Source organism: Actinokineospora lacus (genome assembly GCF_053813445.1).
The window spans coordinates 174,817-192,969 of record NZ_JBQERA010000011.1 but is presented as its reverse complement, the minus strand read 5'-3'; the positions used below and the strand labels follow the sequence as shown (position 1 = coordinate 192,969).

At 72.1% G+C, this 18,153-nt stretch carries 18 protein-coding genes; 10 read left to right on the top strand and 8 right to left on the bottom strand.

The genetic code is table 11. The features are described 5' to 3' along the window. Positions 1-8: 8 nt before the first annotated feature. Together ACTG9Q_RS25620 and nocL are read right to left on the bottom strand one after the other, a co-directional pair. Positions 9-878, bottom strand: a complete 870-nt coding sequence (locus ACTG9Q_RS25620) for an alpha/beta fold hydrolase (protein WP_455575442.1) — start codon at positions 876-878, stop codon at positions 9-11. A 4-nt stretch (positions 879-882) separates the two neighbouring features. Beyond that, positions 883-2,076, bottom strand: a complete 1,194-nt coding sequence (gene nocL / locus ACTG9Q_RS25615) for a 3-methyl-2-indolic acid synthase (protein WP_455575441.1) — start codon at positions 2,074-2,076, stop codon at positions 883-885. Positions 2,077-2,378: 302 nt separating this feature from the next. Here nocL and ACTG9Q_RS25610 point away from each other — a divergent pair, with 302 nt between their 5' ends. From ACTG9Q_RS25610 to ACTG9Q_RS25600, 3 genes are all read left to right on the top strand, one after another. Then, positions 2,379-2,528 carry a thiocillin/thiostrepton family thiazolyl peptide gene (locus ACTG9Q_RS25610; protein WP_189212688.1) on the top strand — a complete coding sequence of 50 codons (150 nt, stop codon included), beginning with the start codon at positions 2,379-2,381 and terminating at the stop codon, positions 2,526-2,528. 125 nt (positions 2,529-2,653) lie between these two features. Next, a complete protein-coding gene (locus ACTG9Q_RS25605) occupies positions 2,654-3,895 on the top strand; it encodes a coproporphyrinogen-III oxidase family protein (protein ID WP_455575440.1) in 1,242 nt (413 codons plus the stop codon). Beyond that, a complete protein-coding gene (locus ACTG9Q_RS25600; RefSeq protein ID WP_455575439.1) occupies positions 3,892-4,824 on the top strand; it encodes a hypothetical protein in 933 nt (310 codons plus the stop codon). The genes ACTG9Q_RS25605 and ACTG9Q_RS25600 overlap by 4 nt, the downstream gene beginning before the upstream one ends. On the opposite strand, the gene ACTG9Q_RS25595 is transcribed toward ACTG9Q_RS25600, so the two are convergent. Both ACTG9Q_RS25595 and ACTG9Q_RS25590 read right to left on the bottom strand, forming a co-directional pair. Beyond that, positions 4,796-6,388: a solute symporter family protein gene (locus ACTG9Q_RS25595; protein ID WP_455575438.1), complete on the bottom strand. Its 1,593-nt coding sequence runs from the start codon at positions 6,386-6,388 to the stop codon at positions 4,796-4,798. The genes ACTG9Q_RS25600 and ACTG9Q_RS25595 overlap by 29 nt on opposite strands. After that, positions 6,385-6,804 carry a DUF485 domain-containing protein gene (locus ACTG9Q_RS25590; RefSeq protein WP_455575437.1) on the bottom strand — a complete coding sequence of 140 codons (420 nt, stop codon included), beginning with the start codon at positions 6,802-6,804 and terminating at the stop codon, positions 6,385-6,387. The genes ACTG9Q_RS25595 and ACTG9Q_RS25590 overlap by 4 nt, the downstream gene beginning before the upstream one ends. A gap of 244 nt (positions 6,805-7,048) precedes the next feature. Between ACTG9Q_RS25590 and ACTG9Q_RS25585 the strand changes: the two genes are divergently transcribed. The 3 genes from ACTG9Q_RS25585 to ACTG9Q_RS25575 are packed head-to-tail and all read left to right on the top strand — an operon-like array spanning position 7,049 to position 10,186. Further along, complete coding sequence (locus ACTG9Q_RS25585; protein ID WP_455575436.1) at positions 7,049-9,241, top strand: nitrate- and nitrite sensing domain-containing protein; 2,193 nt, start codon at positions 7,049-7,051, stop codon at positions 9,239-9,241. Continuing rightward, a complete protein-coding gene (locus ACTG9Q_RS25580) occupies positions 9,238-9,681 on the top strand; it encodes a roadblock/LC7 domain-containing protein (protein ID WP_455575435.1) in 444 nt (147 codons plus the stop codon). The genes ACTG9Q_RS25585 and ACTG9Q_RS25580 overlap by 4 nt, the downstream gene beginning before the upstream one ends. Positions 9,682-9,688: 7 nt before the next feature. Beyond that, a complete protein-coding gene (locus tag ACTG9Q_RS25575) occupies positions 9,689-10,186 on the top strand; it encodes a DUF742 domain-containing protein (protein ID WP_455575434.1) in 498 nt (165 codons plus the stop codon). 114 nt (positions 10,187-10,300) lie between these two features. On the opposite strand, the gene ACTG9Q_RS25570 is transcribed toward ACTG9Q_RS25575, so the two are convergent. Together ACTG9Q_RS25570 and ACTG9Q_RS25565 are read right to left on the bottom strand one after the other, a co-directional pair. Further along, entirely contained in the window at positions 10,301-11,188 is an 888-nt protein-coding gene (locus ACTG9Q_RS25570) for a glucose 1-dehydrogenase (protein WP_455575433.1), read from the bottom strand. Between the two features lie 30 nt (positions 11,189-11,218). Next, on the bottom strand, positions 11,219-12,712 hold the full coding sequence (locus tag ACTG9Q_RS25565; protein ID WP_455575432.1) for an FAD-dependent oxidoreductase: 1,494 nt from the start codon (positions 12,710-12,712) through the stop codon (positions 11,219-11,221). A gap of 187 nt (positions 12,713-12,899) precedes the next feature. Here ACTG9Q_RS25565 and ACTG9Q_RS25560 point away from each other — a divergent pair, with 187 nt between their 5' ends. Next, entirely contained in the window at positions 12,900-14,342 is a 1,443-nt protein-coding gene (locus ACTG9Q_RS25560) for an amino acid permease (protein WP_455575534.1), read from the top strand. 58 nt (positions 14,343-14,400) lie between these two features. Then, positions 14,401-14,805 (top strand): ChaB family protein, encoded by a 405-nt coding sequence (locus ACTG9Q_RS25555; RefSeq protein ID WP_455575431.1) that lies wholly within the window; start codon positions 14,401-14,403, stop codon positions 14,803-14,805. Between the two features lie 71 nt (positions 14,806-14,876). Here the strand turns inward: ACTG9Q_RS25555 and ACTG9Q_RS25550 are convergent, their stop codons facing one another. Further along, on the bottom strand, positions 14,877-15,029 hold the full coding sequence (locus ACTG9Q_RS25550; RefSeq protein ID WP_455575430.1) for a hypothetical protein: 153 nt from the start codon (positions 15,027-15,029) through the stop codon (positions 14,877-14,879). A 56-nt stretch (positions 15,030-15,085) separates the two neighbouring features. Next, positions 15,086-16,087 carry a DNA topoisomerase IB gene (locus tag ACTG9Q_RS25545; RefSeq protein ID WP_455575429.1) on the bottom strand — a complete coding sequence of 334 codons (1,002 nt, stop codon included), beginning with the start codon at positions 16,085-16,087 and terminating at the stop codon, positions 15,086-15,088. Between the two features lie 49 nt (positions 16,088-16,136). Here ACTG9Q_RS25545 and ACTG9Q_RS25540 point away from each other — a divergent pair, with 49 nt between their 5' ends. Further along, positions 16,137-17,195: a glycosyltransferase family 9 protein gene (locus ACTG9Q_RS25540; RefSeq protein WP_455575428.1), complete on the top strand. Its 1,059-nt coding sequence runs from the start codon at positions 16,137-16,139 to the stop codon at positions 17,193-17,195. Then, on the top strand, positions 17,192-18,100 hold the full coding sequence (locus ACTG9Q_RS25535) for a glycosyltransferase family 9 protein (RefSeq protein WP_455575427.1): 909 nt from the start codon (positions 17,192-17,194) through the stop codon (positions 18,098-18,100). Before ACTG9Q_RS25540 ends, ACTG9Q_RS25535 begins: the two co-directional genes overlap by 4 nt. The last annotated feature ends 53 nt before the right edge of the window (positions 18,101-18,153 follow it).

Sequence of the window (18,153 nt, the reverse complement as noted above, 5' to 3'; positions counted from 1 at the left end):
TGCGGTGCCTAGGAAACGAGTGAACGCTGGGCGGCCCATGCTCCCCATCCTTCGATCGTCGTGGGACGCTCGGGCATCGACTCGTCCGGCGCCAGGCCCAATCCCTTGAGGTAGGTCACGACCGTGATCGTCTCCAGCGAGTCGAGCGAGCGCCCGGAGTCCTTCTCCTGCAACAGGTTCCCCAGATCGGCGCGCAGCCAGAACTCCTCGACCGCCCGGGTGAACTGCTCGGGCGCGTCGTGGCTGGCGATGTGCCCCGCCCCGTCCAGCACCCGCCCGCGCACGCGGGGGCCGAGGTCGCCCGCGCGCTCGGCGGCCTCCCGCTCGACGGACTTGAGCGTGCCGTTGACCAGGATCGTGTCCGCGGCCAGCGCCCCGAGGCGCGCGCCGCGCACCAGTGCGCGCTCCTCGAAGGCCGCCTCGGCGTGCGCGCTGAACATCGCGAGGGTGTGCCGCCACCGGGGGGTGTGCAGCCGGTCGTACTCGCGGGCCAGCTCCGGGTTCGCCGCCACCAGTCGCGGGAAGTTCTCCAGCAGCCGCAGGAAGGTCTCCCGGTCCATGTCGGGGGCGAACCCGGTCAGCGCCAGCGAGGTGACCAGCTCCGGGTGCCGCTCCGCGCACCGCACGGCCAGCGGGCTGCCCAGATACGACGCCGCGACCATGCGGCCGGGGCCGAAGCGCGCCACCAGCGCGGCGAGGTACTCATACGCCTGGTCCAGGTACTCCTCCCCCGCGTCGAGCGGGCACCGGCCGTGCCCGGGGAGGTCGACGGGGACCACCTGGTAGCGGCCGTCCCACGCCCGAATCTGGTGGCTGAAGTGCCCGTACGCGGTGCCGAGCAGCCCGTGCAGGACGTAGACGATCGGTGCGCCGCGCATCGCCTCAGCCGATCGGGATGACCGCGGCCCCCACCGCCGGGTCGGCGAAGTGGGCCACCTCGGTGCCGCCCGCCTGGATGCGGCTCAGGATGTGCCGGGGCCTGCGCAGGTCGGCGACCAAGAACTGGGAGGTGTTCTCCTCGTTGCGCGCCTGGGAGTCCGCGCGGTACGGCGCGACGTCCGGGCTGCCGGGGCTGATCACCCCGGCCAGGCCCAGCGCGCGGTCCTGGAACTCCTGCGGCTCGCGGGTGGTGAGCACCAGCCGCTGCTCGGGGCAGACGAACGCGACCACCGCCATCATCCGCAGGTAGTCCTCGTCGTTGATCCGCGTGCTGTCCCGCGAGCTCATCGCCGGGCGCATCCTCGGCACCGACAGGTCCACGACCGCGCCGCGCTTGCGCAGGTGGTCGCCGTGGGCGACCAGCGCGACCAGCTCGGCCTCCACGTCGACGTGCAGCCCGACCAGGACGCCCGGGTTGACGTAGCGGAACCCGGCGTCGAGCCAGCGGTCGAAGGACACCACCCTGCGGTCGTAGTCGGCCTTGGGCACGCCGACGGCGGTCTCGCCCATGAACCGGCGGTAGGACTCGCGGTCGTAGGTCTCCTGGAAGACGCACATGGTGACCGGCTCGTCGTGGCGGACCCACTCGGCGAGCACGTCGATCTCGTCGGGCTCCATGCTGCCGATGTTGAAGTAGATGCGCTCGAAGCCCATGTCCAGCGCGGTCCGCATGGCCCAGCCGATGCGGAAGGCGGTGCTGAGGCGGGTGTACTTGTCCTCGTACTCGCCGGTGAGGAAGCCGATCCCGCGCACCCCCTCGTGGTGGTACAGGATCTCCATCTGCTCGATGATCTCGTCGCGGCCGGAGAACTTGCGCTCCATGCGGTCGTTCCCCTTGCGCATCGAGCACATCTTGCACTCGGAGTCGCAGTGGTTGGTCGTGTAGAGCGGCACGAACGTGTGCAGCCGCGGCGTGCGGGCCGCGCAGCGCTCCTCGGCGAGCGCCTGCAGCTCGGCGGTGCTGATCGACCGGTCCGCCCAGAGGGCGAGGGCGGCCGCGGCCCGCGACACCCCCGGCTCCTCGCCCGCCCCCAGGCCCAGAATCGCCCGGGTGTCCACCGCTGCGGCCTCGGCCCGAATGGCGGCCACGTCGGGGAGTACGAAGTCGCGCATTCCTGCCTCCGGATAAACGCTCATTGAGTTCCTTTCGATGGCACCCACCGAAGTCCTACCCGCACTGCCCGAACAGCGGCAAGGACCCCGAATTCCAGCCACAACGGCTTGACCTGCGCAGACGAGCGCCGGGATACTGCCACTTCAGGTGGCTTACAGACCCGTTGAGCGGTCTTTGCAGTGCTTCTATAGCGGCCTTCTACGGCACGCGCGGAGATGCGGACAAAGGAACCGGTTTCCTTGACACCGCTGGCCGCCGATCCATAACTTCGGTTGCGGGGCCAGGCTTCACAGTCATTGCGAACAAGACGGAAGAGGTGCGCACAATGGCAGCAGATCTGTCCGCGCTGAACATCGACTCCCTGGAGATCTCGGAGTTCCTGGACGACAGCAGGCTGGAGGACAGCGAGGTCGTGGCCAAGGTCATGTCGGCCTCCTGCACCACCTGCGAGTGCTCCTGCAGCTGCTCGTCCTGATTTCGCAGGCCGTTCGCGGCCGCTGATCAGCAGTAGTTCCTGAGGAGGCGGCTTCCGCGGGGTCCGGCCCCGACCGCGGAAGCCGCCTTCCCAGGTGTCATTGATCCTTGGCGAAAGGACCACCGATGCCGCCCATCGCGACCGCCACCGCCGAAGCGGCGCTGTCGGGCCTGCCATCAAGCACCGACGAGCGGCACATGCTGATGATCTACGTGCATGTGCCGTTCTGCCATTCCAAGTGCACGTTCTGCGACTGGGTGCAGGCGATCCCGACCAAGGACCTGCTGCGCAAGCCCGAGGACTCGGTGCGGCAGAACTACATCCGGGCGCTGTGCGCGGAGATCGAGGCCCGCGGCGCCGCGCTGGGCGGGCAGGTCCCCTATGTCCTCTACTGGGGCGGCGGGACGGCGAGCAGCCTCGACGAGAACGAGGCGACGCAGATCATGGAGTCGCTGCGGTCGGCCTTCGACCTCGGCGGGGTCGCCGAGGCGACCATCGAGTGCAGCCCGGACACCGTGGACCGGGCGAAGCTGGCGTTCTTCCGCGACCTGGGCTTCAACCGGGTCTCCAGCGGCGTGCAGTCCTTCAGCGACGCCCGGCTGCGCCAGCTGGGCAGGCGCCACACCGCCGACCAGGCGGGCCGGATCGTCGACGCGGCCCGTGACGCCGGGTTCGACGAGGTGTCCATCGACATCATGTCCGGCTTCCCCGACCAGGAGATCGACGAGCTGCGCGACACCGTCGAGCAGGCGCTGTCGCTGCCGCTGACCCACCTGTCGCTGTACTCGTTCCGCCCGACGCCGGGCACGTTCATGCGCAAGAAGATGAACGGCGAGGAGAAGCGCGGCTACCTGCGCCGCCAGCAGGTGCTATTCAGCGAGGCCCGCGCGATGATCAACGACGGCGGGCTGGCCGAGTACGCCTCCGGCTACTTCGGCAAGGTCTCGCCGTTCGCGGCGATGTACTTCCAGCTGCGCGCCGACACCGTCGGCCTCGGCTCCGGCGCGATCTCCCTCGTCGACCGCAAGTTCCTGTCCCACAAGAAGGGGATGCTGCACCAGTACATCAAGGACCCGCTGGCGTTCGACATCGACGTGCCCGCCAGCCAGGACCGGGTGCTCGTGTCGTTCCTGCAGGCGGGTCTGGCCATGTTCGACGGCATCCTGCGCGAGGAGTGGCGGGTCTCCACCGGCACCCACCTCGACGAGGTCCTGACACGGCCGAACATCGCCCCGCTCGCGGAGTTCCTGCGCAAGCGCGGCCTGGTCGAGGACGAGCGCGGCATCCGGCTGGACCCCCGGCTGGCCGGGCTGACGCTCATCGAGCTGGCCTTCGAGATGGCGATGTCGCAGCCGGAACTGGGATGAGCGCACCCTGGACGGAGTTCGCCCTGCCCGGCGACCGCCTCGCCGACGCCGTGGCGTTCCTGCGCGGCGCGCTCGCCGACGGCACCGTGACCGAGGGCCTGTTCCTGCGGGACCTGGCCGCGGGCGGGCGGCTGCTCGTCCAGGTGCGCGCCGCGGGCGAGTCCGCCTTCGAGCCCGCGAGTGAGGTCCCGCTGGCGGGTCCGGTGTTCTCCGGAGCGGGCCTGGCGCCCGTCACCCGCGGTTTCCTCGCCCGCTTCACCCCGGTCCTGCTGGAGGCGCTGCCCGAGGACCGCACGGCGATGATGGCCGCGGCGCTGGACCTGATGGCCGCGCACCTGCCCGCGGTGTCCCGGCGGGCGGCGCCCGGCGGCCCGCCGCTGAGCTTCCTGAGCTTCCGGTCCCACGCCGAGGCGTTCTTCGTGACCAGCCGTGACCCGGTGGCGACCCGCGGGGCCATGGACGAGCGCTACGCCGCGGTGCGCGAGTCCGTCGAGGAGCGCGTCGGCGCCGTCTTCGCCCAGGTCGCGGGCGAGGGCCCGGTCGTGGCCCCGGCGGCGCAGGCGTGGTACGAGCTGGCCACCGGGGATAAGCCCGCCATCGCCGAGCGGTTCCGAGCGGGTGACATCCGCGCCCACACCGAGTACGCGGGCGATCACCTGCGCGAGCGCGACGACTTCGCGGGCAGCCGCTTCCACCGGATCGCGGGCGCCTCGGCCGACCTGCAGGACTACCTCGGCGGCGACCCGGAGTTCCTGGCCACCCGGCTGCTGACCAGCCTGCTCTACCTGACCCTGCACAACATCGGCCTGTCCCTTGTGGAGCGCTACTTCCTCTGCCACGTGACGAGCCGGGCGTGTGAGGCCATCTACGGCGTCGAGAGCGAGGCCGTCCTGGCAGGCCTCACCGCAGGCCGGACCCCAGGCCGGTGAGCGAGCGGACCTCCATCTCGGCCTGCTTGCCCTGGTCGGCCCGCTCCTTGCTGAGCACGGTGCCGAGGTAGCCGAACAGGAACGACAGCGGGATCGAGACCAGCCCGGGGTTGCTCAGCGGGAACCACTGGAAGTCGGCGCCCGCGATGATCGACTGCGGGGTGCCGGAGACCGCGGGCGAGAAGGCGATCAGGACGACGCAGGAGCCCAGCCCGCCGTACATCGCACACAGGGTGCCCTGGGTGTTGAAACGCCTCCAGAACAGCGAGTACAGGATCGTCGAGAGGTTCGCCGAGGCGGCGATGGCGAAGGCCAGCGCCACCAGGAAGGCGACGTTCTGGCCGTTCGCCGCGATACCGCCGACGATGGACAGCACGCCGATCACGACCGCGGTCGTCCTGGCGACCCTGACCTCCGAGCGGGTGTCGGCGTCGCCGTTCTTGATGACGTTGGCGTACACGTCGTGGGCGAAGGACGCCGACGCGGTCAGGGTCAGGCCCGCGACCACCGCCAGGATCGTCGCGAAGGCCACCGCGGCGACGATGCCGAGCAGCACCGTGCCGCCGATCCGGAACGCCAGCAGCGGGGCGGCGGAGTTCTCCCCGCCGGGCGCAGCGGCGATCGCCTCGGGACCGACCAGCGCCATCGCGCCGAAGCCGATCACCAGCGTGCACAGGTAGAAGGTGGCCATCATCCAGATCGCCCAGGTCACCGACCGGCGGGCCTCGCGGGCGTTGGGCACGGTGTAGAAGCGCATGAGCACGTGCGGCAGGCTCGCGGTGCCGAGCACGAGGGCCAGCGACAGGGAGATGAAGTCCAGCTTGGTGGTGTCGGTGGCCCCGTACTTGGCCCCCGGGCTCAGCACGGCCTCGCCCAGCGGGCTGCGCTCGGCGGCGCCGCGCAGGATCGCCGAGAAGCTGAAGCCGAACTTGCCGAGCAGGAACACCGTGATCATGGTGACGCAGAGCAGCAGCAGGACGGCCTTGATGATCTGCACCCAGGTGGTGCCCTTCATCCCGCCGACGAGCACGTAGAACAGCATGACCGCGCCGACGACGGCGATGACGACGGCTTGCCCGCCCGGGGTGTGCACGTCGAGCAGCAGCGCGATGAGGCCGCCCGCCCCGGCCATCTGGGCGATCATGTAGACCAGCGAGATCACCAGGGTGGCGTTGGCGACCGCGGCGCGGACCGGGCGCTGGCGCATCCGGAAGGCCAGCACGTCGCCGAGGGTGTAGCGGCCGGTGTTGCGCAGCCGCTCGGCGATCAGCATGAGGCCCATCAGCCAGGCGACGACCCAGCCGATCGAGTACAGGAAGCCGTCGTAGCCGGTGACCGCGATCGCGCCGGAGATGCCCAGGAACGACGCGGCGGAGAGGAAGTCGCCCGCCAGCGCGATGCCGTTCTGCCTGCCGGTGAAGCCGCTGCCCGCGGCGTAGTAGTCCGACTGCGAGACGTTGCGGCTGCTCGCCCGGTAGACGACGTAGAGGGTGATCAGCACGAACACCGCGAAGACGCCGAGGTTCAGCGCCTGGTTGCCGGTGGGGGTCCCGGTGGAGGTCACCGCCGCTGCCCCGCGAGCGCGCGCACCGCGTCGGTCTGCGGGTCCAGGATGCGCCGGGCGTGGCGGCCGTAGAGCAGCGTGATGACCACAGTGGACACGAACTGGAGCACCCCGAACAGCAGTCCGATGTTGACCGCGCCGAACACCGGCCTGCTCATGAACTCCGGGGCGTAGGCGGAGAACAGCACGTAGGTCATGTACCAGAGCAGGAACAGCACGGTGGCGGGCAGCGCGAACCGCACGGCGCTCCTGCGCAGCCGCTGGAAGTCCGGACTCTGCTGCAGGGCAACGAAATCGGGCTCGCCGTTGGCGTCGAGGTAATCGGGGCCGGGGTCCGCGTCGAAGGTGGCGAAACCCGGGCGGGCGCCGGGCCGCGGGCGCGCGGGCGGCATCGACTTCGGCATCGACTTGGTCATCGACCCTCCATGCGAGACCCCGGGGGCGCGGACCGGGCGGAGCGATCAGCCTAACGATCGGCGTCGCCCAGTCAAGGAACGAGATATCCCAATGTTCGGAAAACAAGTTTCGAGCACTCATGTCGTTGTCGCCGAAGGATCTTTCACTTACTATGCCTGTCCGGTGGTGTGGCCGCGACATCCGGGAGGTTGGCCAGATAGTGGGATTCTCAGCGCCGTCCCGGTCCTGCGAGCCGCGGACGGGATGACCGTGGCAGCCCTGGAAGTTGATCAACAAAAGCGCGGTCGTCCCAGCTGGACAGCGGTCGCCGACTGGCGCAACTGGCGGCTCCCGGTGAAGCTGGCCGCCGTGCTCGTGGTGCCGGTGCTCGTCGCCATCGGCGCGGGGGCGCTGCAGATCCAGGGTTACGTTGCCCGCTCGGCCAACTACGCACAGATGCGGGACCTCGTCGCGGTGCGGACCGCGCTGATCCCGCTCACCGCCAGCGTGCAGCAGGAACGGACGATGGTCGCGCGCGGCGTGCCCGAACCGGAGGTGTTCCAGACGCGGGGCCGCACGTCGGAGACCCTGCGCCTGCGGCTGAGCGCGGCGAGCGCGGCGACCACCGGCTTCGGCGAGGTGTCGGCGAACCGCTACTACGAGGCGGCCAAGCTGCTCGACGGGCTCCCCGCGGCGCGCGTGGCCGACCCGACCACCGCGATCACCGCCTACACCCTCGCGGTGAAGGCCCTCCTCGATTTCGACCAGGCGCTGGTCAGTCAGTTCGGCGACCCCCTGCTCTCGGGCACGGCCACCGCGCTGCACCACGCCGAGGTCGCGCGCGAGCAGGTCACCCTGCAGCAGGCCGTGGTGCTGGCCGGGATCAGGCGCGGGAAGCTGCTCGGCGCGGAGATCAGGACGCTCGCCGAGTCCAGCCTGCGGCTCAGCGACCGGGAGAGCGATTTCCAGGCCGTGGCCACCCCGCGGCAGAACCGGGAGTACCAGGCACGCATGGAGGCGGGCGACGTGGCCGTGCGCGACGGCTTGGCGCTGTCGGCGGTCAACGCGGGCGGCGCGATCGCCATTGAGCCCGCGGAGTGGAGCCGCGTCTCGGAGACCACCGCGGCGCTGCTGTCCGATGTGGTCTCCGACCTCGCCACCGAACTGCGCACGACCGCCGACCGGTTGCAGGACCAGACCAGCGACCGGGCCGGGCTGGCCTCGGTGGTGCTGCTGGGCATGCTGTTCGCGGCGGGGGCCATCGGCTGGGTCGTCGGCAGGCAGCTGCTGCGCTCGCTGGGCGCGCTGCGCCGGGCGGCGCTCGAGGTGGCCGACCACCGCCTGCCCGCCGTCGTCGCGGGCATCCGCGCGAACGCCGCGCCGGACACCCACATCGAGCCGGTCCCGGTGCACACCACCGACGAGCTGGGCCAGCTGGCGCGCGCCTTCGACGCCGTGCACCGGCAGGCCGTGCACTCGGCGACCGAGCAGGCCGAGCTGCGCTCGGACATGCGCAACATCTTCGTGAACCTGTCCCGACGGAGCCAGGGCCTCGTCGAGCGCCAGCTCAAGCTCATGGAGGACCTGGAGCGCAAGGAGGAGGACCCCGACCAGCTGGCCAACCTGTTCAAGCTCGACCACCTGGCGACCCGGATGCGGCGCAACAACGAGAACCTGATGGTCCTCTCCGGAACCGAGGTCTCCCGCCGGTTCACCCGGCCCGTGCCGCTGGTGAGCGTGCTGCGCGCCGCGGTCTCGGAGATCGAGCAGTACCAGCGGGTGGTCCTGCGCCCCGCCCCGCCGGTGGAGGTCGTCGGGTACGCCGCGGGCGATCTCGTGCACCTGGTGGCCGAGTTGCTGGACAACGCGACGGCGTTCTCCCCGCCGCGCGCGCGGGTCGTCGTCGGGGCACAGCCGCACCCGGAGGGCGGGGTGCTGGTGGAGGTCGTGGACGAGGGCGTCGGCATGGCCGAGGCCGAGCTGGCCGCGGTCAACCGGCGGCTGGCCGAGGACGCGCCCACAGAGCTGCCGGTGTCGCGGCAGCTGGGCCTGTTCGTGGTGGCCCGGCTGGCGGCGCGGCAGGGCGTTCGGGTGCGGGTCCAGGAGACCGGGCTGGAGCACGGCCTGCGGGCCTCGGTGCTGGTGCCCGCGGAACTCGTGCGGACACCGGCCGTGCGCGTGGCGCCTGCCGCCCCACCGGCGCCCGCGAGGCCGCCGGTCCCCACCGTCGCGTCAGTGCCCGCGGCCAAGTTCACCGGCTCCGGCGGTCAGGACCCGGCGTGGTTCGGCTCGGCCCTGCCCAAGCGCCCGACCCGGTCGGTGTCCGCCTTCGCCGCGCCGTCGCCCACCGCGGCCCGGCGGCGCGATCCCGAGCGCGTCCGCGGGTTCCTGACCAACTACCAGTCCGGGGCACGCCGGAGCGCGCCCGAGGCCAACCACCGGAATGAGCAGTCATGAGCACATCCCCCTCGCGCCAGGTGAACGAGTTCGGGTGGCTGGTGAGCAACTTCGCCGACCGCGTTCCCGGGGTCGCGCACGCGGTGGTGATCTCGGTGGACGGCCTGCTGCTCACCAGCTCGGACCAGTTGCAGCGGGAGCGCGCCGAGCAGATCGCGGCCATCTCCGCGGGGGTCAACAGCCTCACCGAGGGCGCGTCGCGCTGCTTCGGCGGTGACCGGGTGCTGCGCACGATCATCGAGATGGACGGCGGCATCCTGCTTCTGCTGTCCATTCAGGACGGCTCTTGCCTCACCGTCCTCGCCGAGACGAGCTGCGATGTCGGCCAGGTCGCCTACGAGATGAACGTCCTGGTCGACCAGGTCGGCCAGCTGCTCACCCCCGAACTGCGCGCCGAGCTGCGCGGCGCCCGGCAGGCCGCGGCAGCCCACAGCGGGTGAGGGCGCGATGAGCCCAGCGGGACCGGACAGCGGGGACCACGCCTTCGCCGACCTGCTCAACGGGCTCACTCTGGACGGCGCCCGCCGCCGGACGCGGGAGGAGTCCCGACCGGACCGCGCCCCGGCTCCCGAACACCCGCCGACACAGCCGGAGCCGACCGCCGAGGAGTCCGCCGACCTCGTCCGCGCCTACGCGTGGACAGCCGGGCGAACACACCCGGCGGCGCGCCTGGAGGTCGAGACCCTGGTGTCGACCGCGGACATCCCGCCCCCGCTGCCTGCGCGGCTGCCCGCCGAGCACCACACGGTGGTGGAGCTGTGCCGCTCGACGCGCTCGGTCGCCGAGGTCGCCGCCCTGCTGTCACTGCCGCTGGGCGTGGCGAAGGTGCTGGTCGGCGACCTGGCGGAACGCGGGCTGGTGGTGGTGCACGAAATGGACGCGGGCGGCGCGGCGCCGGATCTCGGGCTGATGGAACGGGTGCTCAGCGGCCTGCGCGGGCTGTAGGCGGCGTTGTCCGAACCTGGGCGCGCGGGTCGGCCACCTCCTCGGCGAGCATCGGAAGTGGTGTTTCCCTGCAACGCCTGGACGTGCCGTCGAGCCACCGCTCCCACCCCACGGCTACGTGAGGAACTTGCCCCCGGTCACCGCCAGGGTCTCCCCGGTGATGTAGCCGGACTCCGGTGATGCCAGGAAGACGTAGGCGTGCGCCAGCTCGGCGGGCTGGGCCGCCCGGCCCATCGGGGTCTGCTCGCCGAAGCCTGCGACCTTCTCCTCGGGCATCGTCGCGGGGATCAACGGGGTCCACACCGGGCCGGGCGCCACGGCGTTGACCCGGATGCCCCTGCTGATCAGGTCGCCGGACAGGCCCTGGGTGGCGTTGAGGATGGCGGCCTTGGTGGCGGCGTAGTCCATCAGCTCCGGGGACGGGTCGCGGGCCTGGATGGAGGTGCTGTTGACGATCGTCGACCCCGGCGGCATGTGCGGCGCCGCCGCCTTGCACAGCCAGAACAGCGCGTACAGGTTGGTCTTGAACACCCGGTCCAGCTGCTCGGTCGGGATGTCGGTCACGCCCTCGCGGGACATCTGGTACGCGGCGTTGTTCACCAGGATGTCGAGTCCGCCCAGCTCGCTGACGGTGCGCTCGACCAGCTCGGCGCAGTGCGCCTCCTCGCGGATGTCCCCGCGGACGAGGACCGCCGTCCGGCCCGCCTGCTCGATCAGCGCGGCGGTCGCGGCGGCGTCGGCGTCCTCCTCCAGGTACGACACCACGACGTCGGCGCCCTCCCTGGCGAAGGCGATCGCGACGGCGCGGCCGATGCCGGAATCCGCCCCGGTGATCAGCGCCTTGCGCCCGAGCAGGCGGTCGCTGCCGCGGTAGGTGTTCTCGCCGTGGTCGGGCTCCGGCGACATCCCGGCCGTGCTGCCCGGCGCGGACTGCTTCTGCGGCTTCTGGGCGTCCGGTCCCGGGTACTGCGTCCGCGGGTCCTGGAAGGTGTACTGGTCCATTGTGGCCTTTCAGGTGGTGGAACGCCCGGCTCAGGGAACCCGCTTCTCCAGCGGCTTCGTCGCCGGGCCTTCGAGGACGGAACCGTCCACGTCGAACCGGGAGCCGTGGCACGGGCAGTCCCAGCTGTGCTCGGCGGTGTTGAAGCGCACGAGGCAGCCGAGGTGGGTGCAGCGCAGGGAGACCGCGTGCAGCGCGCCCTCGGCGTCGCGGAAGACGCCGGTCTTGCCGAGGCCGTCCCGGCGCACGCAGGACTCGCCGGGCGCCAGCTCGTCGAGGTTCGTCGTGCCGGTGGGCGCGAGGTGGTCGGTGACCATGTCCAAGCCGACCTTGCTGTTGACGCGGGCCAGCGTCGGCAGCCCGCGCAGGGTGAGCCGGTGCGGGGAGAACAGGTCGGCGGCCTCGCCGCCGGTGACCATCTCGGCGAGCAGCGCGCCGGCGAACGACCCGGTGGACAGCCCCCACTTGGCGAACCCGGTGGCCACGTACAGACCGCGCACGCCCGGCCGGTACGTGCCGATCATCGGCAGCCGGTCGTAGGGCACCGGGTCCTGGGCCGACCAGCGGTGGGTGATCTCCCTGACGTCCCAGTGCTCGCGGGTGAAGTCCTCCAGCGCCTGGTACCGCGTGGCGGAGTCGCCGCGCTCCCCGACGTGGTGGCCCTGCCCGCCGACGATCAGGCGCTCGCCCGCCGAGGAGACCGACCACGAGGGACTGCCCGCCCCGATCGCCATGCTCGACGGCGGCGCGCCCGCGCGCAGCGTCGCCGCGACGCAGTAGGACCGCGCCGGCTCCAAGCGGGCGAAGTACAGTCCGCGGTCGAGGATCGGGTAGTGCGTGGCGATGATGACGTGCTCGGCGCGCAGCTCGCCGTGCTCGGTGCGCACCGTCGCCGGTGACCCCTCGCGCACCTGCTGGACGCGGCTGTGCTCGAAGACCCGGCACCCGTCGCCGTCGACGGCGTCGGCCAGGCCGATGGCGTAGCGCAGCGGGTGCAGGCGGACCTGGTCGTCCAGCCGCACCGCGGCGTGGGTGGGGAAGGGCAGATCCGGCGCCGGGTCGCTGACGGCGGGCAGCCCGGCGCGCACCGCGGCGGCCAGCTCGGCCTCCACCGACTCGCGGTCCCGCGGGCTCATGGCGACGGTGTGCGCGGGCCGCCGCTCCAGGTCGCAGTCGATCCCCGCCGCCAGCTCGGCCACCAGCTCGACCCCGGCGGCGCTGGCCGCGGCGTACCCGGCGGCGGCCTCGGCGCCGTGCAGGCGCTCCAGGTCGGAGTACACAGTGGCCTGCAGGGCGGTGACCTTGGCGGTGTTGTTCCCGGTGACCCCGCGCCCGACCTGCGCGGCCTCCACCACGGCCACGCGCAGCCCCGCCCGCTTGAGCAGCAGGGCGGCGGTGAGCCCGGTGATCCCGGCGCCGACGACGGCGACGTCGAACAGCGCGCCCCCGGCCTCGGCCACCGTGGGGAAGCCAGTGGGCGCGACGGAGTCCAGCCACAGCGACTGGCGAGCGGTCGTGGTCTGCATGCGGCGGGGATACCCGCAGGTAGCACCCGCAAAACTCGGCGCGGGTCAGCGTCCACCCGGCCATCCCTTGACAGGGGCCCAGGCAGGCGGATCAATAAAGGATCACTCGGCTGACGGGGGCGACGTGCGCGACGACGACGAACGCAGGCTGCACGAGCTGGGGTACGCCCAGGAGCTCTCCCGGTCGATGTCGGGATTCTCCAACTTCGCGGTGTCGTTCACGATCATCTCGGTGCTCTCCGGCTGCCTGACCCTCTACGGGTTCGGCATGAACACCGGCGGCCCCGCGCTGATCGTCTGGGGCTGGCCGCTCGTCGGGCTGATGACGCTGCTCGTCGGCCTGGCGATGGCCGAGGTGTGCTCCAGCTACCCGACAGCGGGCGGGCTGTACTACTGGGCGGCCAAGCTGGCACCCCGCAACGGGCCCGCGTGGTCGTGGTTCACCGGGTGGTTCAACCTGCTCGGCCAGGTCGCGGTCACCGCGGGCATCGACTTCGGGGCGGCGTCGTTCATCAACGCGTTCCTCGACCTGCAGTTCGGGTTCGACGCCACGCCCGGCAACACCATCCTGATCTTCGGGATCGTGCTGGCGGTGCACGGGCTGCTCAACACGTTCGGGGTGCGGCTGGTCGCCCGGCTCAACCAGGTCAGCGTGTGGTGGCACCTGGGCGGCGTGGCGGTCATCGTGGGCGTCCTCGCGCTGGTGCCCGCCAAGCACCAGTCGGCGGACTTCGTGTTCGGGACGTTCGTCAACAACACCGGCTGGGAGTCGGCGTTCTACGTCGGGCTGCTGGGGCTGCTGCTGGCCCAGTACACCTTCACGGGGTACGACGCCTCCGCGCACATGACCGAGGAGACCCGCAACGCGGCCCGGTCCGGGCCGCGCGGGATCGTCATGTCGATCGTGGTCTCGCTGGTGGCGGGCTGGGTCCTGCTGGTGGGCATCACCTTCGCCATCCAGGACTACGACGGCGCGCTGAACAGCGAGACCGGCGTGCCGCCCGCCCAGATCTTCATCGACGCGCTGGGGCTCACCGGGGGCAAGCTGCTGCTGCTCATCGCGATCGGCGCGCAGCTGTTCTGCGGCATGGCGTCGGTGACGGCCAACTCGCGGATGATCTACGCCTTCGCCCGGGACGGGGCGCTGCCCGCGGCGGGCTTCTGGCACCGGATCAACAAGCGCACCCGCACGCCCACCAACGCCGTCTGGCTGGCCGCGGGCGGGGCGTTCCTGCTCGGCCTGCCGTACCTGTGGAACGAGACGGCCTACGCGGCGGTGACCTCGATCGCGGTCATCGGCCTCTACATCGCCTACGTGCTGCCAACCCTGCTGCGGCTGCGCCAAGGCGACCGGTTCGAGCCCGGGCCGTGGAGCCTCGGGCGCTGGAGCAGGCCGATCGGGATCGTCGCCGTGGTGTGGGTGGGGTTCATCGCGGTGCTGTTCATGCTGCCGCAGGTCAGCCCGGTGACAGCGGAGACGTTCAACTACACCCCGGTCGCGGTGCTGGTGGTGCTGGGCTTCGCCGGGATCTGGTGGCTGGTCTCGGCCCGGCACTGGTTCACCGGCCCCAAGGTGGAGGGCACGCCGGAGGAACTGGCCGCCATCGAGCGCGACCTCGACGCCATCTGAGGGTTTCGGCGGGCCGCTGGCCGGGAACAAGTCCCAGGACGACCAACGGAGGCCCGCCATGCCCGCACGGGAGGAACTGCCGAGCACGGTCCGCCGCTCGTCCAAGAAGGCGCAGCGGACGTGGGGCAAGGCGCACGACTCGGCCGTGGACAGCTACGGCGAGGGCGAGCGCGCCCACCGCACGGCGTATTCCGCGCTCAAGCACACCCACGAGAAGGTGGGCGACCACTGGGAGGCCAAGGACGAAGCCGGTCCGTCGGACGCCCAGGCCGCCCGCGGCGCGGGCGCCAAGACCGGGAAGACTGCGGGCGGCGTGGACGCCAACGCCAGCAAGAAGCACCTCTACGACCTGGCCAAGCGCCTCGGCGTGCCGGGGCGCTCGACGATGACCAAGTCCGAACTGGTGGACGCCCTGGAGAAGGCGAACCGCCGGGCCACGGACCGGGCCCGGCGCCAGCGGTGATCACTGGACGGTATTTCGACTGGGGGACACACGGCCGGGCCGTGTACCCCACAGCCGGAACACCGTCGCGGCTACTCGCGCCCGCGCACGATGGTCGGTTCGAATCCCTCGTCCTCGGGCGGAGCCGGATCGGCCCACGTCAGCGCCCGGCCGCCGATCAGCTCAGCGGTGACGGCCTCCCGCGGGGCCGGGACCAGGCTCATCTCCTGGGTGGTCTCCATCATCTCAAACGCACCTCCGTTGTTCCCCTCGGCGTACCCCGTATCGGCCAGGGAAAACATCAGCCTCCCAGCAGCCGCAGGACCGCGCGCTCGATGGCGGTGCGGGTCACGACGTCGGCGAGGTCGGCGCCCGCGCGGTCCAGGGTGCGCCGGATCGTGCGGCCCTCGCTGAAAGCGTCGACCACCCGAGAGTCCACATAGGACTTACGCGCGATGGTCCTGGTGTTGCCCAGCTCCTCGGCCACCTCGTCCATCACCGCGACCTCGACGCGCTTGTGGGCGCGCTGGGTGCCCGGCGGCTCGGCGCGGGCGAAGGCGATGGCGGCCACCACGGTCGCGTGCCAGGTGCGCAGGTCCTTCACCGTGTACTCCGAGCCGGTCAGCTCCTTGAACCGCTCGTTGATCTCCCCGGAGCGCACGTCCTGCCAGGCACCCCGGCCCAGGCGGTAGGCCAGCAGCCGGTCGGTGCCGGTGCGGGCCCGCTTGAGGCCGCGGATGAGGTTGGCCAGCTCGGCGTCGGTCAGCCGCAGGTCGCGGTGGACACCGCTTTTCGCCGGGTAGCTGAACACGATCGCGCCGCGATTGAGGGTCACGTGGTCGCGCTGCAGGGTGGCGACGCCGAAGCTGCCGTTCTCCTCGGCGTACTCCTCGCCGCCGGTGCGGAAGACACCGTGGTCGAGCATGCGCAGCGCGCCGCTGACCACGCGGCGGCAAGTCAGGCCCGGGGAGGACAGGTCGTCGTGGACGGCGGCGCGGAACCTGGGCAGCCGGACGGCCAGCTCCCGCACCCGCTCGTGCTTGGCCTCGTCGCGCTCCTGGCGCCACCGCTCGTGGTAGAGGTACTGGCGCCTGCCCGCGTCGTCGGTCCCCACGGCCTGGATGTGCCCGCCCGCGTGCGGGCAGATCCAGACGTCGCGCCAGGCCGGGGGAATGGCCAGGTGGCGCACGCGCTCCAGCGTCTCCCGGTCGGCCACCGCGGCGCCGGTCGGGTCGAGGAACCGCCAGCCGCGGCCGTACCGCCTGCGGGTCAGCCCTGGCCTGTGGGGATCGCTGCGTCGCACGACCCCAGGTACCCGGTTTGGCCCATGTCACGCCGGGTAGCTCGTGTGGGTGGACCCCTTTCCCGATGTGCGCCGCGTCGCCGTGCTCCGCGGCGGCGGCCTCGGTGATCTCCTGTTCGCCTATCCCGCGATGGACGCGCTGGCCGCCGCCTACCCCGACGCCGAGATCGTGCTGCTCGGCTCCCCGCTGCACGCCGAGCTGCTGGCCGAGCGCCCCGGCCCGGTCGACACCGTGATCCCGCTGCCCCGCACCGAGGGCGTGCACGGGGGCGGCGGCACCGATGACGAGGAGGTCGAGGCGTTCCTCGAGCGCGCGGGGAGCTTCGACCTCGGGGTGCAGGCGCACGGCGGCGGGCGGTGGTCCAACCCGTTCCTGCTGCGCCTGCGCCCGACGTGGACGGTGGGCAGCCGCACCGGGGACGCGCCCGCGCTCACCCGCTCGCTGCCCTTCCGCTACCACCAGCACGAGGTGCTGCGGGCGCTGGAGGTGGCGAGCCTCGCCGGGGCGCAGCCGATGGTGTTCGAGCCCAGGGTCGCCGTCACCGCCGCCGACCTCACCGAGGCCAAGGCGGCACTCGGCCCGTCGGAGCGCCCGCTGCTGGTGGTCCACCCCAGCGCCACCGACCCGCGCAGGCGCTGGCAGCCCGAGCGGTTCGGCCGGGTCGCCGCCGAGGTGGCCGAGCTGGCCGACACGGTGGTCGTCGGCACCGCCGAGGAGGCCGACCTCGCCGAGGACGTGGTCCGCCACGCCCTCGCCGCCCGGCCGGACACCCCCATCAGGTCCCTGGCGGGCAAGCTCACCCTGAGCGGCCTCGTCGGCGTCCTCGCCTCGGCGCGAGTCGTGCTGGCCAACGACAGCGGCCCCCGCCACCTCGCCCAGGCGGTCTGCACCGCCACGGTGTCGGTCTACTGGATGGGCAACGTCATCAACGCCGGGCCCTTCGGCAGGCTCCGGGACCGGGTCCACATCTCGTGGACCTCCAGCTGCCCGGTGTGCGGCGTCGGCTGCACCCGCCCCGAGGTGGCCCGCTGCTCCCACGACATCACCCATGTGGGCGACGTCGAGGTCGGCGACGTGCTGGCCGACACCCGGGAGCTGCTGGCGTGATCCTGGTCCTGCGCGCCCTCAAGCTCGGCGACCTGCTGGTCGCCGTCCCCGCCCTGCGCGGGCTGCGGGCCCACTGGCCGGACGAGGAGATCGTCCTGGCCTGCCTGCCCTGGCTCAGCCCGATCATCGACCTCACCGGCGCCGTCGACCGCGTCCTGCCCGTGCGCGGCTTGGAACCCCTGCCACCCGAGGCCGCCCGCCCCGCCGTCGCGGTCAACATGCACGGCGCGGGCCCCACCAGCACCGCGATCCTGGACGACCTCGACCCGGGCCTGCGCATCGGCCACGAGGGCCACGGCTGGCAGGGCCCGGCCTGGCGCGACGACCTGCCCGAGCGCGAGCGGTGGTGCGGGCTCCTGAGCGCCCACGGCATCCCCGCCGAACCGAACGACCTGCGCCTGCGGCGCCCGCCCGTCCCCTCCCCCGCTCCCGGCGCGGTGGTCATCCATCCCGGCGCCGCCTACGGCAGCAAACGCTGGCCGCCCGCCCGTTTCGCCGAGGTCGCCACCTGGTTCGGCGACCGCGGCCACCGCGTGGTGATCACCGGCACCGCCGCCGAGCACGACCTGGCCGCGGCGGTGGCCGAACCCAGCGGCGCGGAAGTGCTGGCGGGAAAGACTTCCCTGCACGAGCTGGCGGCCCTGATCGCCGACGCGGCGGTGGTCGTCACCGGCGACACCGGCACCGCGCACCTCTCCTACGCCTACGCCACGCCCTCGGTGGTCCTGTTCGGACCGGTCGGGCCGGAGATCTGGGGCCCGCCCGCCACCGGCCCGCACACGCCCCTGACCGTCGCCCACCTGAGCCGCCCTGACGAACCCTTCGCCGACGACCCGGACCCCGCCCTGCTGGCGGTCACGGTGGACGACGTGCTGGCCGCTCTCCCGGTGACGACAACGCGCTGAGCCATCACCGGCGGCGACGGCAGGGCGCCGGGTCACTCGGTCACGGAAGTCTC

Coding starts and splice junctions, on each gene's coding strand:
- ACTG9Q_RS25620 (WP_455575442.1), bottom strand. CDS start 878: ATGCGCGGCGCACCGATCGTCTACGTCCTGCACGGGCTGCTCGGCACC.
- nocL (WP_455575441.1), bottom strand. CDS start 2,076: ATGAGCGTTTATCCGGAGGCAGGAATGCGCGACTTCGTACTCCCCGAC.
- ACTG9Q_RS25610 (WP_189212688.1), top strand. CDS start 2,379: ATGGCAGCAGATCTGTCCGCGCTGAACATCGACTCCCTGGAGATCTCG.
- ACTG9Q_RS25605 (WP_455575440.1), top strand. CDS start 2,654: ATGCCGCCCATCGCGACCGCCACCGCCGAAGCGGCGCTGTCGGGCCTG.
- ACTG9Q_RS25600 (WP_455575439.1), top strand. CDS start 3,892: ATGAGCGCACCCTGGACGGAGTTCGCCCTGCCCGGCGACCGCCTCGCC.
- ACTG9Q_RS25590 (WP_455575437.1), bottom strand. CDS start 6,804: ATGACCAAGTCGATGCCGAAGTCGATGCCGCCCGCGCGCCCGCGGCCC.
- ACTG9Q_RS25585 (WP_455575436.1), top strand. CDS start 7,049: ATGACCGTGGCAGCCCTGGAAGTTGATCAACAAAAGCGCGGTCGTCCC.
- ACTG9Q_RS25580 (WP_455575435.1), top strand. CDS start 9,238: ATGAGCACATCCCCCTCGCGCCAGGTGAACGAGTTCGGGTGGCTGGTG.
- ACTG9Q_RS25575 (WP_455575434.1), top strand. CDS start 9,689: ATGAGCCCAGCGGGACCGGACAGCGGGGACCACGCCTTCGCCGACCTG.
- ACTG9Q_RS25570 (WP_455575433.1), bottom strand. CDS start 11,188: ATGGACCAGTACACCTTCCAGGACCCGCGGACGCAGTACCCGGGACCG.
- ACTG9Q_RS25565 (WP_455575432.1), bottom strand. CDS start 12,712: ATGCAGACCACGACCGCTCGCCAGTCGCTGTGGCTGGACTCCGTCGCG.
- ACTG9Q_RS25560 (WP_455575534.1), top strand. CDS start 12,900: ATGTCGGGATTCTCCAACTTCGCGGTGTCGTTCACGATCATCTCGGTG.
- ACTG9Q_RS25555 (WP_455575431.1), top strand. CDS start 14,401: ATGCCCGCACGGGAGGAACTGCCGAGCACGGTCCGCCGCTCGTCCAAG.
- ACTG9Q_RS25550 (WP_455575430.1), bottom strand. CDS start 15,029: ATGATGGAGACCACCCAGGAGATGAGCCTGGTCCCGGCCCCGCGGGAG.